Consider the following 15333-nt stretch of genomic DNA (forward strand, 5'->3'; position numbering starts at 1 on the left):
TCACATCCACGGGCGTCACACACCCGGGCGCTGCCCCGTCCCCGGGGTATGAGACGAATGATTCAGGCCATCGCCGTTCTGCTCGCAATGTTCACCCTGGCCGCGGGCTTCTGGGGGCTCATCGCGCCGTCCTCTTTCGCGTCGTTCGTGAACTTCCCGCCCGCTGAGCATTTCGTGCACGACGTCGGCGCGTTCCAGCTCGGCCTCGGTGCGGCGCTGCTGCTCGGGCTCGTCTGGGCGGACGGGTTCACGGTGGGGCTGGGCGGCTACCTGGTCGGCAGCGTCGCGCACACCGTCTCGCACATCGCCGACCGCAACATCGGCGGCGCCACCGGTCAGACGGTGCTGATCGCCGTCTCGGCCGCGCTGGCCGCGGTCGCCCTCGTGGAACGGTGGCGCCAGCTCGGCTGGGTCCTGGGCCACGTCGACGGCGCGCCGGCACCGGCCTGGGCACCGTTCACCCGGCAGAAGACGGTCGCGCTGACGACATTCCGCCGGGACGGCACGCCGATCACCACACCGGTCAGCATCGTCGTGGCCGGCGAGCGGGCCTACGTGCGCAGCTTCCAGAAGGCCTGGAAGACCCGCCGCATCCGCAACAACCCCGACGTCACGGTCGCGCCGTCGACCATTCGCGGCGTGCCGACCGGGCCCGCGGTGAACGCCGTCGCGCACCGGCTGAGCGGCGCGGAGCACGTCGCGGCGGCCCGCGCGCTGCGCGCCAAGTACCCGCTGCTGCACGGGGCGCTCGTGCCCATGATGCACCGGCTCGGACGCCGCACGACCGGCCATACCGTCCACTTCGAACTCCGACCGGCGCACACCGAGGCCGACGAATCCCCGCTTGACCTCAACCGGGCTTCAGCTTGAAGGCTTAGCGGGAGTCCGAGCGAAGGAGTGAGACATGCGCGCGATCCAGGTGGCGGAGTTCGGCGGGCCGGAGGTGCTGCGCCCGGTCGAGGTGCCGGACCCGGTCCCGGGGCCTGGCCAGGTCGTCGTCGGCATGGCGGCGGCAGACGTCATCCTCCTCGACAGCATGCTGCGCGGCGGCTGGGGCCAGGAGTTCTTCCCGCGGACGCTGCCCTACACGCCGGGCGGCGGCGGTGCGGGCGCCGTGCTCGCCACCGGCGACGGCGTGGACCCCGGTTGGATCGGTCGCCGGGTGGTGGTGCGGACCGGCACCGGGTATGCCGAACACGTCGTCGCCGACCAGAGCGAGATTGTCCCGGTGCCCGACGGGCTCAGCATCGAGACAGCGGCGGCGCTGGTGCACGACGGCGTGACCGCACTGAACTTCGACCGGCTGGGTGGGCCGGCGAAGGGCGAATGGGTGCTGGTGCTGGCCGCCGCGGGCGGGGCGGGATCGCTCCTGGTGCAACTGGCCGTCGACGCGGGTGCCCGGGTCGTGGCCGCCGCCTCCAGTGACCGCAAGCGTGAACTGGCCCGCGACCTGGGCGCCGAGGTGGTCGTCGACTACACGCGACCGGACTGGATCGCACAGGTGCGAAAGTCGACCGGTGGCGGCGCCGCGCTGGTCTACGACGGTGCGGGCGGCCGTCTCGGAACGGCCGCGCTGGAGGCCGTCGCCGACGGCGGAACGTTCCTCACCTACGGCACCGGCGACGGGTTCGCCGCCCCCGACCCGGATGAGGCCGCGCGCCGAGACGTCCGGGTGCTCGAACCGCTCCGGGCCGGGCCGCCCGATCAGGAGACCGTGCGCGAACTGCTGACATCGGCCCTCGATCGGGCGGCCCACGGCCACCTGCGACCGGCCATCACCGCGACGTATCCGTTGGAGCGGGCCGCCGACGCCCACCGTTCGCTGGAGGCGCGTACGACCGTCGGCAAGTCGCTGTTGTTGATCTAGAGGTATCAATCGCGCTCCTCCCTCCTCCGCTGGACGGGACCCCGGTCAGGGGATCCCGACGAGAAGGGGGGAAACGTGCGACGACGCATCATGACCGTATTGACCGCGTTGGCCGTCGTGACCGGGCTGTTCGTGGTGTTGAGCCCGCCGGCCAGCGCGGTGCCACTGGTCAACGCCAAGGTCACCGTCAACCGGATCAACGCCATCTCCAGTGACGACGAAGGGCTCTGCGGCCGGGTCGACTGGTATGTCAAGGTCTGGATCAACGGGGTCGCGTTCAACAACGAGGACACCGAAGACCAGGACGACCGCGAGGGCATCGGCGACATCTCTCCCGACTGGGAGTTCTCCGTGCCCAACCTCGACGTCGCCACGCTGCCGCAGCGCGACGGCGCGGCGTTCCTGCCCATCGTGGTCGAGGCCTGGGACGAGGACGGCGGGTTCTGTCTCGGCGACAACCAGTACGACGTCTCGCCGACCGCCACGACCGCACTGCTCGCCGACGTCCGCGTCGCACCGTGCGACGTGTCGGTGGAGGGTGGCGACCCGATCGCCTGCGGCACGCCGATCGTGCGCTCCGGCAACGGCGACGATCGCGCCGAGCTCACCGTGACCGTCGCGGTCGATCCGCCGGCCAGCGCGCCCGGGCTGCGGATCCGCTGCACGCACACGCCCGCGTGGCCACAGCCGGGCGAGACCGTCACCATCACCGCCACCGCGCTCGACGGCGCGCTCAACCCGACAGTGGTACCCAACGCGCTGGAGATCTGGCTCTCCCCCACCGATCGGGAGGTGCGCTCCGGCGTCGGCAGCTTCACCCGGACCCTCACCGCGGCGACACCCAGTTTCACGTATGGCTGCCGGCTCACGGTGGCGGCCACGACGATCTTCTCCGGCTGGCGCCGCACCACCGTGGGTGATCCGACGCCCAACTTTACGTTCCCCAAGCCCGCGGTGCCGATCTCCTACACCGGCGGGCAGGGCAGCCGGATCGACGTCGTGTTCATCGCCGACCGGGACACCTACACCGGCCCGGGGCCGGTCGGGCTCAACCCGATGTTCCAGGCCGACGTCGCCCTGGCGATCAACACCGGGATGTACGGGTTCGATCCCTACCTGACCAACCAGGACCTGTTCAACTTCTGGATCCTCCAGGACAACACCGGTAAGTCCATGGACTTCGGCACCGGCGACGACCATGAACTCCCGGTGTTGTGGGACGAGATCTTCGCCTTCGCCGACGTCGGCGTGATCCTGCACCGCAAGGCCGCGCAGCGCGACTTCGGGATGCCCGACGACCACATCGCCGCCGTCAACCTCGCCCGGTCCGACGCGATGGGCGTGGTCCGGCATGAGATCGGGCACGTGCCGTTCGGGCTGGCCGACGAATACTGCTGCGACGCCGCCTACTTCTACAACGAGGTCGCGCCGAACGTCTACGAGGACCTGACCGGCGACGAGGGCTGCGACACCGACGCGCCCAACCTCGGCCGGGTGCGCGACGCGTGCCGGGCGCTCGAAGAGGACGGCGACGTCTACTACACCTCCGAGCCCGGCGACCTCACCCCCGGACTCATGAACGACGACGTCATGAACGACAACGGTCCGCCGAACGCGGCCGACATCCGACGCTTCAACCTGATCTTCGGCGACTGCCGCATCGCGAAGTGCTGAGAGGAGAGACCGAGATGGTACGCAAAATCGTGCTCGCGGCGGCCGCCGGACTCCTGCTGGTGGCCGGGGCCGCCGGCAGCAGCGCCTTCGCCGACCCCACTCCGCCGCCGGACCCGGCGACGATCCCCGTGCCCACCTTCGACTTCGACGCCGACCCGGCCAAGGCGCTCGTCGCGCGGGTCCGCTTCGACAGCCGCACCCAGGCACACGTCGAGTCGACCAGGGTCACCACCTCGCGGGCGCGCGGCCACTCCGGTGAGCCGCCGATCCTGCGCCTGCGGCTGACCGACGTGGATGGCAACGAGATCGACCGCATCAACGCCTGGAGTCCACTGTGGCGCCTCGACGGTGGACCCAACGGCAGCAAGGCGGTCCGCTCCAGCGGCACCGGCAACTTCATCGTGCCGTTCAGCCCGGCGCTGGCCGCGATGACCGTCACCGACGTACGCCTCAACCAGCAGATTGTGACCGTCGACCTGGCCGCGCCGATCCGGGCGTTCTGTGCGGGGAACCCGGCCGACCCGGACTGCCGGGAGAGCGACCTGGCGGTGACGGCGGTCGAGCCGTCGGCACCGCTGTTCGGCGTTCTCGGTCAGCCGATCCAGGTGACGGTGGCCAGCGCCGTCGCCAACAACGGCCCGGATGGGCCGAGCGACGCGCGGGTACGCCGGGAGGTGTCGGCCGGCCCCGGCCTGACCATCGCCGACGGCGCGCCGGTCACCACGGACGTGCCGGTAGCGCTCGGCACGCCACAACGGCTGACCAGGACGTACACCGTCACCTGCACGCAGCCCGGCACGGTCAACCTCACGGCGACCACCCGGGTGACGCCCAAGCTGCCGTCGGTCGTCGACGCCCAGCCGGCCAACGATGTGCGTTCGGCGACGCTCGGGGTGACCTGCGCGGTGCCGGCCACCATCAACATCAAGCCCGGCAGCGCCGAGAACGTCGTCAACCTCAACAACGGCGTCCTCCCGGTCGGCGTGCTGACCACGACGGCCGGCGAGTACGGCAACCCGGTCGCGATCGACGCGACCACGATCGACTGGTCGACACTGCGGCTCGGGTCGCCGTCCCGGATCCTGGCCGGCGTCGGCGCGCGCGAGAAGCACGGCCGCATCCACCCGGAGAACGTCGAGGAGATGGACGAGCACCGGCGCGACCAGGACACCGACGCGATGCTGCACTTCGACCCGAAGACCGACGGGCTCGCGGTGGGTGACACCAGCGCCTGTGTCTACGGACGCCTGCGAGTGGCCGGCGCCATGGTGGCGTTCTACGGCTGCGACCGCGTGTCGGTCCGGCCGTAGGCGAACGCCCGCCCGGGGCCTGCGGTCCCGGGCGGGCGTTCACGGTCGGTTGGCGGCCTGCCAGTGCCGGTAGAGGGCGCGCGCGCCGATCGCCACCGCGCCGAGGACGAGCATGATCCCGATCGCGACGAGGCTCGGCGCTAGGAAAATGACTGCGACGCCAACAGCGGCGAGGACGAGCGTGACGGCGAGAGTCTTCACGAGCCGTTCAACGCGGGTCAGGGCCGGGCGGTCGCGGGTGCGGCTCCGAGGGCGTCCAGTGTGGACAGCAGTTCGGCCCGGGTGAGGTTGGCCCCGAAGATGTCCGACGAGCCCGGCTGCAACACCCGGCCCGCGCTGAGCGGATGCAGGGCCAGCGGGTCGAAGCCCATCGCGTCGACCAGCTCCGCCGCCACCTGCACCACCGCCGGATCGTCGCCGGCCACCGCCAGCGCGCGGCGTTGCGGGTCGCCGGGCGGCAGGGCCCACGCGTCGAGCTCGTGGTAGCCCATGTGGTTGAACGACTTCACCAGGTGCTCGGCGCCGAGGACCTCGCGGACGATCTCGCTCGAGCTGCGGGTGGCGCCCTCGAACGCGGCCAGGGTGCCGTCGACCGGCGGCCAGTAGTTCATCGCGTCGACCACGATCCGCCCCTTCAGCGCGGCCGTGGGCACCGAGCTCAAGCGAGCCAGCGGCACCGCCACCACCACGATGTCGGCGCTGCGGGCGGCGTCGGCGCCGGTCATCGGGACCGCCCCGGGTGCCAGCACGTCGACGATCATGCCGAGGGCGGCCGGGTCGCCGGAGCCGGCGATGGCCGTCGGCCGGCCGGCGGCGACGCTCAGCCGGGCCAGGACGGTGCCGACCTTGCCGGCACCGAGCACGGCGACGCGCCCGCTCATGCCGCCGCCTCCTTGCGAACCACCGGCGCCACCTCGGTGGCGAACAGCTCGAGGCTCTCGTTGACCATGCCGGCCGGCATCCCACCGACGTCGAACTGGCCGACGTAGCGACTGATGCCGAGCAGTTCCCGATGTCCCATGATCTTGTCGATGACCTCCTGCGGGCTGCCGACCAGGAGGCCGGCCCGGATCCACTGGTCGTAGACCTCGCGTGGCATACCACCGGGGAACTGCGGGAGCAGGCTCAGGTATTCCGAGTAGTAGGGGAAGAACGCGTCCCGGGCACCCTGCGAGGTGCGCCCGAGGAACATGTGACCACCGCTGGCGGTGCGCAGCGAGTCGACGTCGTGCCCGGCGGCGTCCGCGGCCCGGCGATAGATCTCGACCAGCCCGCGGGCGGGCGCCGGGTCGGTGAAAATCGCCAGGAACATCGGCGCGCCGAGCCGCCCGGCCCGCACGGCCGACTGCGGCGTGCCACCGACCCCGATCCAGATCGGCAACGTCGGCTGCAACGCCCGCGGCACGATCAGCGCGTCGTCGAGCGGCGGGCGGGTGCGGCCCTGCCAGGTGATCCGCTCCTCCTTGGCGAGGCGGAGCAGCAGCCGGATCTTCTCGTCGAAGAGGATCTCGTACTCCCGCAGGTCATGTCCGAAGAGCGGAAACGACTCGGTGAACGCACCCCGCCCAGCGATGATCTCGGCCCGGCCGCCGGACAGCTGGTCGAGCGTCGCGAACTGCTGGTAGACCCGCACCGGGTCGGCGGTGCTGAGGACCGTGACGCCGGTGCTGAGCCGGATCCGCTCGGTCACCGAGGCCATCGCGGCCAGCACCATCTCGGGCGCGGACAGGGCGAAATCGGCGCGGTGATGCTCGCCGAGCGCGATCACGTCCAGACCGGCCTCGTCGGCGTAGCGGGCCTGGGCCACCAGGTCGGCCAGCCGCTCCCGCGTGGGAATCCCCCGCAGGTCACCGAAGGAGTAGATACCGAGTTCCATCGCCCAACCTCACAAGAAACGGAATTCAACCTTCCGCTTCTGTCGAACGCCCGGCCGGCTCCCGCCATTTCATGACCTGGCCCACACCTCGATGCCGGCGATCGTCTGCGCGGTGCTCTCGAACAGGATCGCGTTCATGCCGTACGCCCGGGCGCTGTCCACCAGCCGCGGCACGTCATCGATGAACAGCAGGTCGCCCGGCGCGACACCCATCCGCTCGCAGACCAGGGCCCACAGAGCGGGGTCGGGCTTGCTCAGGCCGACCTCGTGCGAGTAGACGCAGTCGTCGACCAGGTCGGTCAGCCCGTAGGCCGCCTGCTCCCGCTCGCGCGCCCCGACGAAGCTGTTGCTCAGGATCCCGGTGCGGAACGCCGGCCGCAGCGTCCGCGCGTACTCGATGAGCTCGGTGTTCGGGGTGCCCAGGTATTCCCGCCACATGTCCGCCATCACCGCCTCGACCTGCTCGTCGGTGAGGCCGACCCGGTCGCGCATCGCCGCGTGCACCTCGGCCTCGGTCACCGTGCCGACGGCGCCGGCCTGCCAGATGTCGGTCAGCTTCGCGTCGAACGTGCCGGCCGGCAACCCGAGCGCGGCCTCCCACCGACTCTCGAACTCCATCGGCCCGGTCACCTCGAGCACGCCGCCAATATCGAAAACCACCGCACGAACAACCATGACCGGCACGCTACGGACCGACCGCGCAGCCGTTCCATACGCAATTTGGGCGTACGCAGTGCGCGTCCCTCGGCAATATCCGCGCCCGCCTCGGGCGTGTCGCGGCGGACGAGGGGTGGCTCTTTCGTGCGTACATGTTCTTTCATGTACGCACATAAAAGAACATGTAGGCGCCGAGAGACCTACCCGGCCCCCCAACCGCCACCCATCCGGTAGCCGCGCCGTTGAGCAGGGTGACAAATGGGTGCGAACTCGGCCGTGAACTGTCAAACGCGGGCTAATTGCGTCAGGCAATCGATCACCGTCATAGGGCGGATCGATCGCGGAGCGTATCGGGACAAACTGTGTGAGCGGTTGTCGCCATAGCGTGACGAACGGCACGCTGACCCTTCGGATGTCCCCCATGAGGCCTGGTGGGTGGCAATCTTGAATGTGCGGCATTGTTCTGGAGAGGGGGTCCGGATGGCCACGATGGCTTCGGCTACGCGGGTCGAGAGGCTTCCGCACGTCGACAATCTGCGGGCCGTGATGGTCGCGTGGATCATTGGCGGCCACGCGTTGCTGGGTTATTCGGCCGTTGGGGGGTGGCCCTACGACGAGGTCAAAGAGTCGACGTTCCATCCGAAATCGGAACTCGCCATGGCTGTCGTCGTCGGACCGACGGGCCTTTTCGTGATCGGCACGTTCTTCTTCATCGCCGGCCTGTTCGCGCCCGCCACCATGGCGCGCAAAGGACCCGGCCGGTTCGCCAGCGACCGGGTGGTTCGGCTCGGCGTACCCTTTCTCCTCTTTGCCCTTCTGGTCTGGCCGCTTTTCATGTGGTTCGCCTACCTCGCGGCCGGCTACAAGGTCTCGTTCTGGTGGGAGTTCACGCACCGGCATCCGTTCCTCGACTCCGGGCCGCTGTGGTTCGCCGAGATCCTGCTCTACGTCTCGCTCGCGTACGCGGCGCTGGTCTGGGCCAAGGACCGGGCCCGCGCCGACGGGCAGCTCGAAGACGAAGGCCCCGCCGAGATCGGCGCCCGCCAGCTCGTGACGCTGGTCGCGCTCGTCGCGGTCGCGTCGTTCATCGTCCGGCTGTGGTTCCCGGCGCAGAGCAAGCAGATCCTCGACCTGCACGTCTGGCAGTGGCCCCAGTGCGTCGCGATGTTCGGCCTCGGCGTGGCCGCGGCCCGCTTCGGCTGGGCCAAGCGGGTGCCCGAGCGGCTGCGGCGCGGCTCCGGCGCCGTCGTGGTGATGACCGTGCTGGCGCTGCCGGTGTACGCGTTCACCGTCGGCATCAGCGACCTCGCCGACGACGCGGGGCCCTACCAGGGCGGTTGGCACTGGCAGGCGCTGCTGCTCGCGACCGTCGAGGCGATCCTGGTCGTCGCCGGCTCGGTCTGGGTGCTCAGCCTGGCGCAGGACCGGCTCCAGGGCGTCAGCCGCCTCTGGAAGCGCTGCGCCCGCGGCTCGTTCGCCGCGTTCGTCCTCCAGGCCCCGGTCCTGCTGTCCCTCTCGATCATGCTGCGCCCGTTCGACCTGCCGGCCGAGGCGAAGGCGATCGCGGTCGGCGGCATCGGCATCCCGGTCTGCTTCTGGCTCGCCTGGCAGGTCATCGAACGCACGCCGGTCGGCCGCTACCTCTGACGTGGTCCGGTCACGACGTGGGGCGCAGGCGGCGGCCGTCGCGGTCGGCCAGCGCCGCCACCAGGTCGTCGCGGGCGCGGGCGACCCGGGAGCGGATCGTGCCGACCGGGCAGCCGCAGACCTCGGCCGCCTCGGCGTAGCTGAGGCCCGCGATCTGGGTCGCCACGAACGCCTCGCGGCGCTCGGGGTCGAGCGCGCGGATCAGCTCGGTCAGCGCGAACCCGGTTTCGAAGCCGGCGCCGCCGTGGTCGCGGGCCAGCTCGGCCTCGGCGACCGGCTGCCAGTCGTCGAGCGCGGCCAGCCGCGGGCGGCGGGAGACGTAGCGGATGTGGTCGGCGCAGGCCCGCCGGGCGATCGCCAGCAGCCAGGTGCGCGCCGTCGAGCGGGCGTCGAACGCCGGCAGGGCGCGCATCGCCCGCAGGTAGATCTCCTGGGTCAGGTCGTCGGCCTCGGCCGGGCCGACCAGGTGCGCCACGAAGCGCCGGAGCTGGTGCTGGGTCGCCTCGACGAACAGGTGCGCCGCCGCCCGGTCGCCGGCCTTCGCCGCGAGCGCCCAGCCGGTGACCTCGTCGAGGTCGTCGCCGGCGGGTTCACCGCCGCGGGGCCGGGGGGTTCCGGGGAGACGCATGCCGGCAAGGCTAGCTTGTCCGGTTTAACCTGCTCACCCGGCGGTCGGCGGGAACTTAACCCGGGTTCCGCGCGACTATCAGGTTGTGGAGTGTGAGCGGATCCGGGAAATGCTGTCGGCGCGGCTCGACGGCGAAGACGCGCCGGGCGAGCGCGAGCTGACCGATCGGCACCTCGCCGGGTGCGCGCGCTGCGCGGCCTGGCTCGACGCGGCGGCCGAGGTGACCCGGCTGGCCCGCACGGCGGCCGTGCCGCCCGCGAAGCCGGTCGAACTGGCGCCGGTGCAGGCCAAGCGGCGACCGCGGCTGGCGATCGGGCTGCGGGTGGCGCTGGCCGCGATCGGCCTGGCCCAGTTCCTGCTCGGGGCCGCCCAGGTCGCCGGGCTCGGGCGCGACGAGCACGCGCACGACGCGGTGCTCGGCGCCGGGCACCTGTGGCACGAGTCGGCGGCGTGGAACCTGGCCCTCGGCGCCGGCTTCGCGTTCGTCGCGCTGCGCCGCACCCGGCCCACCGGCCTGCTGCCCACGCTGACCGCCTTCGTCGGGGTGCTCACGCTGCTCTCCGCCAGCGACATCATCGACGGCCGGGTCGCGGCCGGGCGGCTGGCCAGCCACGCGTTCCTGATCTGCGGCTGGCTGGTCACACTGGCCCTCTCCCGCCCGGCGCTCGACCCGGGCGAGCCGCCCGCCCGCGGCACCACCCGGCGCTGGAGCGCGACGTTCGACCCGGAGCCCGCAGCCACCGCGCCGCCCCGGCTGCGCCTGGTGGACGGCGGCGCGGGTGCCGTGACCGCACAACGGCGCGAGGCCGCCTAAACCGACAAACCACGGCGCTGCCGGCATTAGCCTCGCAGGTATGGACCGTGCCGGGCTGGCCGCTGATGCCTACGTGTACGGGTACCCGCTGGTCGCGTGCCTGACCGAGGTCAGCCGGTTCACCCGCGAGGGGATGGGTCCGGTGCCGGCCACGCCGTTCAACGCGTTCGGCCACGCCCACCGCCTCGCCGGCCCCGACGACGCGTTCGTCAGCGTCAACAACGACACCGTCTACTCCGTCGCGCAGGTCGACGTCGGCGGCGGGCCGGTGCGGCTGACCGTTCCGGACACCGACGGCGCCTACTACGTGCTCCAGTTCGTCGACGCCTGGACCAACAACATCGCGTACGTGGGCCGGCGCGCGACCGGCACCGGCGCCGGCACGTTCCTGATCGCGCCCCGCGGCTACACGGGCGAGGTGCCCGACGACACCGCCGTCATCCCGGTCTCGACCGGAGTGGTGGCCATCGTCGGCCGGCTGGCCTGCACCGGCCCCGCCGACCTGGCCCGGGTCGAGCGGCTCCAGAAGGGGCTGCGGCTGCACGCGGCCACGCCGCCGGCCCGTGCGCCGCTGTCCTCGATCGCCGCGACGGGCGTACCCGAGGATCTGATGTTCTTCGAGCACCTCCGGGTCTGGATGGCGGCCTTCCCGCCCGCGGTGCCGGACCGGGCCTATCAGGAGCGGTTCCGGTCGATCGGCCTGCTCGACGCCGACCCGCCCTACGCCGATCCGCCGGCCGACCTGGCCGAAGCGCTCGTCGAGGGCGCGGCGCGCGGCCGGACGCGGATCGAGGAGGCGTCCCGCTCGGCACCGGCCGTCAACGGCTGGCAGGTGGCGCCGCACGCGTTCGACTACAACGTCGACTTCCTCGGCCCGGGCACCCGGGACAGTCCACGGTGGAAGCTGGCCGACCGGGCCAAGGGCTACCTCGCGCGGGCGGTGGCGGCGCGGGTGGGGCTCTGGGGCAACCACGGATACGAAGCGGTGTACGCCCCGGTCTACGTCGATGCCGACGGTGCGCCGCTGTCCGGCGCGCACGCCTATGAGCTGCGGCTTCCCGCGCCGCCGCCGGTGGACGCCTTCTGGTCGCTGACCATGTATGACATGCCGGACTATTACCTCGTACCGAACGCGATCGATCGCTACTCGATCGGCGACCGCACTCCCGGGCTGCGGCCGGAAGCCGACGGATCCGTCACCCTGCGGGTGAGTCATGCACCGCCGGCCGACGGCGACACGGCCAACTGGCTGCCCGCACCGGCCGGCGCGTTCCGCCCGCTGATGCGCCTCTACCAGCCACGATCCGAGATCCTTGACGGTTCGTACGCGTTGCCTCCGCTGATCCGGACCAGCCAGACCGCCTAAGGGCCCCCTTCCGCACAGCCGACCCACAGGTGAAGATGGGGTGTCCACCCCCGACGCTGCGCCGGAACGGAGCACCATGGCGAGACGCTGGCTGGCGCTCGCCGGTGCGGCCACCCTCACGCTCGGGGCGGCGATCCTGTGCTTCCCGGCCGTCGAGGGCTTCTTCTGGGCCACCGCCGGGGTCCTGTCCACCGTGGGCATCCTGTTCGGCATCCGGCTGCACCAGCCGGCCCGCCGCGCCCCCTGGATCGTGCTGGCCGCCGCGGTCGCCACCCTGGGCGCCGGTGACACCGCCTACGACCTGGGCCTGCGCGACCACGACCAGCTCTGGCTGATCATCGCCGAGATCTGCTACCTGACGCTGTTCCCGCTGCTGGCCTACGCGCTGCTCGGGCTGACCCGCACCAGCGCGGCGCTGCACGACCGGTCCACCGTGGTCGACCTGCTCTCCCTCGTGGTCGCCGCCGGGCTGGTCGGCTGGACCCTGACCGCCGGCCCGCTGGCGTCGTCGTCGCCCTGGCCGGTGTTCGACCGCTCACTCGCCGCCGCGCACGTGCTCGGCTCGATGGTCGTCGTGGTGGTGACCGCGGCCCTGGTGGTCGCGACCCGGGCGCGCAACGTCTCGGCGATCCTGCTCGCCGTCGGCGCGATCGGCCTGCTGACCTCCGACTCGCTCGACGCGTTCGCCGAGTTGCACAGCGCGCTGCCCGGCGGCAACGTCTGGGAACTCGGCTACCTGATCGGCTACGGCGCGTGGGGTGCCGCCGCGCTGCCGCAGTCGATGGCCCGGCTGACCCTGCCGGTCGAGCCGCGCGTCGACCCCGGGCGTGGCCTGGGCGTGCTGCCGTTGCTGGCGATCGCCCTGACCGGCCCGGCGTTGCTGCTGATCTCCGACGCCGGTGACGTGACCGTGGTGGCGATCGGCTCGGCGCTGATGACCGTGCTGGTCGCGACCCGGCTCAGCGACGCGCTGACCGCGCAGCGCCGCGCGGTCGAGCGCGAACGGCTGCTCCGGCACGCCTGCGGCGAACTGGTCGCCGCCGCCGACGCGCGGGCGGTGGCCGCGACACTGGTCGCCGGCATCGATCGGCTGCTACCCCGGGCCGAGCCGCACCGGGTGATCTTCATCAGCCTCGCCGCCGCCGCGGCGACGGCCGACGAGACGATGCCGCTGTCCGGTGTGGCCGCGGTGCCCGGCTCGCCGAGGCTGCCGAGCGCGTGGCAGAAAGCCGGCGCCCGGGCCAGCGAGGAGACCGCCGACCTGCGACCCGCGGCCGAGCGGCGGCGTGCCCGGTCCATCGGCTCCACACCGGTCGCGGGGCCGATCATCGGCCGGGTCGAGGTCGCCGACGCGATGGCCTGGCGACCGCTGGTGCTGCTCGACCATCAGCCGCCCGCCACCGCCGGCGGCCGGCGCAGCCGGCTGAGCGCCACCCGACTGCTGCACCCCGACCTGCGGGCGCCGCTGGCCGGGATGCCGGCCACCCTGGTCGCCTCGCTTGCCGCCGAGCAGCCGGGGCGGCACCGCTCCCCCGTCAACGCGGTCGCGATCGGCGGCGACCACGCGGTGCTGGCCGGCCTCCAGGACACGCTCGAGGTGCTGGCCAGCCAGGCCGCGCTGGCGCTGCGCCGGCTCGGCCACACGGTGGAGAACAACCGGCGCGAGCGCGACGCCTACCTGAGCGCGGTCAGCGAACGCACCGCCGACGTGGTGATCCTGCTCGACGCCGACGAGTGGATCCGCTACGCCAGCCCGTCGATGGCCGACCTGCTCAAGGTCTCCGTGCCGATCTTCTCGACCTGGCGCGACATCGTCCACCGCGACGACCACGGCCAGGTCGAGAACACCCTCGACCGGGCCCGGGCGGCGCTCGACGGCAGCGGCGTCAACACCGAGTGGACGCTGCGCCGGTCCGACGGCTCCTGGATCCAGGTCGAGGTCAACTGCCGCGACCTGCGCAACCACCCGGCGGTGCAGGGTCTGGTGCTGACCCTGCACGACGTCACCCCCGACCGCCGCGTCGACCTGCCGTCGACCCTGCGCCGGCTCGACCGCTCCGCACCGGGCCGCAACCGCCGCAGCGTGTGGCGCCGGTTCGGCTAAGGATGCGTCGGGTCCCGCCAGGGTCCCGACGGTAGGTCCGGCACCGCCGCGTCGTCTTCCACCATGCACAGGGGCAGCCGCTCGCCCAGATAGCGCAGCGCCAATGAACCGAGCACCGCCGCGATCACCGACCCGGCCAGCACGCCGAGCTTGGCGTCGGAGATCAGCACCGGGTCGTCGAACGCCAGGTCGGTGATGAACAGCCCGATGGTGAAGCCGATTCCGGCCAGCGCCGCGCCGCCGATCAGGTGGCCGTAGCGGACCCGGCCCGGCAGTTCGCCGAGCCTGGTCCAGAGCGCGATCGAGGTGCCGAGCGAGATGCCGACGGTCTTGCCGACGACCAGGGCGAGCACGATGCCGATAGTGATCGGCGACGACGCCGCCCTCGACAGGCTCTCGTGGTTGATCAACACGCCGGCGTTGGACAGGGCGAAAATCGGCACGATGACGTACGCGCTGACAGGGTGCAACGCGTCCTGCATCCGGTCGTTGGCCGGCACGGTGGCCCGCGCGGCCTGCACCGTCAGGCGCGCCCGTTCCGCGTTGGCCCGTTCGATCAGGCCGCGGCCGTAGAAGCGCAGGAACTCCAGCAGCCGCGGGTCGACCGGGGTGGCCGGCACCAGCAGGCCGATGACCACGCCGGCCAGCGTCGGGTGGATGCCGGACTCGTAGACGGCGACCCACAACGCGACGCCGACGACCGCGTAGAGCCGCAGTTGCCAGACCCCCGTCCAGCGCAGCAAAAACAGCAGTGCGGCGAGCGCGATCGCGACGATCAGCGGCACCATCTTCAGGTCCGGTGTGTAGAAGATGGCCATCACCAGGATCGCCACGATGTCGTCGACGATCGCGAGGGTCAGGAAGAACAGCCGTAGCTGGTCGGGGCAGCGCGGGCCGAACAGCGCCAGGATGCCGAGCAGGAACGCGGTGTCCGTGGAGATCGGGATGCCCCAGCCGTGCTCGGCCGGGGTGCCGGCGTTGAACGCGTAGTAGACCAGCGCCGGCACGATGACGCCGCCGGCCGCGCCGAACACGGGCGCCAACACATACCGGCCGCGCCGCAGTTCGCCGACCGTGACCTCGCGGTTGATCTCCAGCCCGACGGTGAGGAAGAAGATCGCCATCGCCGCGTCGTTGATCCAGTGCCGCAGGTCGAGGGTGATCCCCCACTCGCCGAGCCGGATCGACGCCTCGGTCGTCCACACCCACTCGTAGTGCCCGCCCGGGATGTTGGCCCAGACGATGGACGCGACCGCGGCGGCGAGCAGCAGCAGCCCACTGCCGGCCTCGGTGTTGAGGAACCGGGTGACCGGTTGCGGCACCAACGGCAACGCGCTCGACAGCCGGTTGCGCGGTCCGGGCCGCGGCGGCAGCGAGGCGGTGGACACTC

At 71.9% G+C, this 15333-nt stretch carries 14 protein-coding genes; 8 read left to right on the forward strand and 6 right to left on the reverse strand.

Annotation, left to right across the window (positions count from 1 at the left end; all coding sequences use genetic code 11):
• Positions 1-57 precede the first annotated feature (57 nt).
• From DFJ67_RS37285 to DFJ67_RS37300, 4 genes are all read left to right on the forward strand, one after another.
• Positions 58-870, forward strand: coding sequence for a PPOX class F420-dependent oxidoreductase (locus DFJ67_RS37285; protein WP_203783514.1), 813 nt, complete (start codon positions 58-60; stop codon positions 868-870).
• Positions 871-904: 34 nt separating this feature from the next.
• Entirely contained in the window at positions 905-1867 is a 963-nt protein-coding gene (locus DFJ67_RS37290; RefSeq protein WP_116073712.1) for a zinc-binding dehydrogenase, read from the forward strand.
• A 90-nt stretch (positions 1868-1957) separates the two neighbouring features.
• Positions 1958-3541: a hypothetical protein gene (locus tag DFJ67_RS37295; RefSeq protein WP_147315763.1), complete on the forward strand. Its 1584-nt coding sequence runs from the start codon at positions 1958-1960 to the stop codon at positions 3539-3541.
• A 14-nt stretch (positions 3542-3555) separates the two neighbouring features.
• Entirely contained in the window at positions 3556-4851 is a 1296-nt protein-coding gene (locus tag DFJ67_RS37300) for a hypothetical protein (protein WP_116073716.1), read from the forward strand.
• A gap of 39 nt (positions 4852-4890) precedes the next feature.
• Here the strand turns inward: DFJ67_RS37300 and DFJ67_RS43075 are convergent, their stop codons facing one another.
• From DFJ67_RS43075 to DFJ67_RS37315, 4 genes are all read right to left on the reverse strand, one after another.
• Positions 4891-5052 (reverse strand): hypothetical protein, encoded by a 162-nt coding sequence (locus tag DFJ67_RS43075; protein ID WP_170216150.1) that lies wholly within the window; start codon positions 5050-5052, stop codon positions 4891-4893.
• A 17-nt stretch (positions 5053-5069) separates the two neighbouring features.
• Entirely contained in the window at positions 5070-5732 is a 663-nt protein-coding gene (locus DFJ67_RS37305) for an NADPH-dependent F420 reductase (protein ID WP_116073718.1), read from the reverse strand.
• Complete coding sequence (locus DFJ67_RS37310) at positions 5729-6727, reverse strand: LLM class flavin-dependent oxidoreductase (RefSeq protein ID WP_116073720.1); 999 nt, start codon at positions 6725-6727, stop codon at positions 5729-5731. Before DFJ67_RS37310 ends, DFJ67_RS37305 begins: the two co-directional genes overlap by 4 nt.
• Positions 6728-6796: 69 nt before the next feature.
• The gene (locus DFJ67_RS37315; RefSeq protein ID WP_116077096.1) at positions 6797-7402 is read right to left on the reverse strand and encodes an HAD family hydrolase; all 606 of its coding nucleotides are present in this window, start codon (positions 7400-7402) and stop codon (positions 6797-6799) included.
• A gap of 471 nt (positions 7403-7873) precedes the next feature.
• On the opposite strand from DFJ67_RS37315, the gene DFJ67_RS37320 reads away from it, so the two are divergent.
• Positions 7874-9031, forward strand: coding sequence for an acyltransferase family protein (locus DFJ67_RS37320; protein WP_170216151.1), 1158 nt, complete (start codon positions 7874-7876; stop codon positions 9029-9031).
• Positions 9032-9041: 10 nt separating this feature from the next.
• Here DFJ67_RS37320 and DFJ67_RS37325 read toward each other — a convergent pair whose 3' ends face one another.
• A complete protein-coding gene (locus DFJ67_RS37325) occupies positions 9042-9659 on the reverse strand; it encodes a sigma-70 family RNA polymerase sigma factor (RefSeq protein WP_116073724.1) in 618 nt (205 codons plus the stop codon).
• An 85-nt stretch (positions 9660-9744) separates the two neighbouring features.
• Between DFJ67_RS37325 and DFJ67_RS37330 the strand changes: the two genes are divergently transcribed.
• The 3 genes from DFJ67_RS37330 to DFJ67_RS37340 all read left to right on the forward strand — a co-directional run bounded on the left by DFJ67_RS37330 (position 9745) and on the right by DFJ67_RS37340 (position 13943).
• Entirely contained in the window at positions 9745-10473 is a 729-nt protein-coding gene (locus tag DFJ67_RS37330; protein WP_147315764.1) for a zf-HC2 domain-containing protein, read from the forward strand.
• A gap of 40 nt (positions 10474-10513) precedes the next feature.
• Positions 10514-11839, forward strand: coding sequence for a DUF1254 domain-containing protein (locus tag DFJ67_RS37335; RefSeq protein WP_116073728.1), 1326 nt, complete (start codon positions 10514-10516; stop codon positions 11837-11839).
• 76 nt (positions 11840-11915) lie between these two features.
• Complete coding sequence (locus DFJ67_RS37340) at positions 11916-13943, forward strand: PAS domain-containing protein (RefSeq protein ID WP_147315765.1); 2028 nt, start codon at positions 11916-11918, stop codon at positions 13941-13943.
• Here DFJ67_RS37340 and nhaA read toward each other — a convergent pair.
• A complete protein-coding gene (gene nhaA, locus DFJ67_RS37345) occupies positions 13940-15331 on the reverse strand; it encodes a Na+/H+ antiporter NhaA (RefSeq protein ID WP_116073732.1) in 1392 nt (463 codons plus the stop codon). The genes DFJ67_RS37340 and nhaA overlap by 4 nt on opposite strands.
• Positions 15332-15333 lie beyond the last annotated feature (2 nt).

Source organism: Asanoa ferruginea, from assembly GCF_003387075.1.
Taxonomy (GTDB): Bacteria; Actinomycetota; Actinomycetes; order Mycobacteriales; family Micromonosporaceae; genus Asanoa; species Asanoa ferruginea.

Excerpts from the sequence above, each read along its gene's own strand:
- DFJ67_RS37295 (WP_147315763.1), top strand. The coding sequence starts at position 1,958 with ATGACCGTATTGACCGCGTTGGCCGTCGTGACCGGGCTGTTCGTGGTG.
- DFJ67_RS37285 (WP_203783514.1), top strand. The coding sequence starts at position 58 with ATGATTCAGGCCATCGCCGTTCTGCTCGCAATGTTCACCCTGGCCGCG.
- DFJ67_RS37335 (WP_116073728.1), top strand. The coding sequence starts at position 10,514 with ATGGACCGTGCCGGGCTGGCCGCTGATGCCTACGTGTACGGGTACCCG.
- DFJ67_RS37325 (WP_116073724.1), bottom strand. The coding sequence starts at position 9,659 with ATGCGTCTCCCCGGAACCCCCCGGCCCCGCGGCGGTGAACCCGCCGGC.
- DFJ67_RS37290 (WP_116073712.1), top strand. The coding sequence starts at position 905 with ATGCGCGCGATCCAGGTGGCGGAGTTCGGCGGGCCGGAGGTGCTGCGC.
- DFJ67_RS37315 (WP_116077096.1), bottom strand. The coding sequence starts at position 7,402 with ATGGTTGTTCGTGCGGTGGTTTTCGATATTGGCGGCGTGCTCGAGGTG.
- DFJ67_RS37310 (WP_116073720.1), bottom strand. The coding sequence starts at position 6,727 with ATGGAACTCGGTATCTACTCCTTCGGTGACCTGCGGGGGATTCCCACG.
- DFJ67_RS37300 (WP_116073716.1), top strand. The coding sequence starts at position 3,556 with ATGGTACGCAAAATCGTGCTCGCGGCGGCCGCCGGACTCCTGCTGGTG.
- DFJ67_RS37340 (WP_147315765.1), top strand. The coding sequence starts at position 11,916 with ATGGCGAGACGCTGGCTGGCGCTCGCCGGTGCGGCCACCCTCACGCTC.
- DFJ67_RS37305 (WP_116073718.1), bottom strand. The coding sequence starts at position 5,732 with ATGAGCGGGCGCGTCGCCGTGCTCGGTGCCGGCAAGGTCGGCACCGTC.
- DFJ67_RS37320 (WP_170216151.1), top strand. The coding sequence starts at position 7,874 with ATGGCTTCGGCTACGCGGGTCGAGAGGCTTCCGCACGTCGACAATCTG.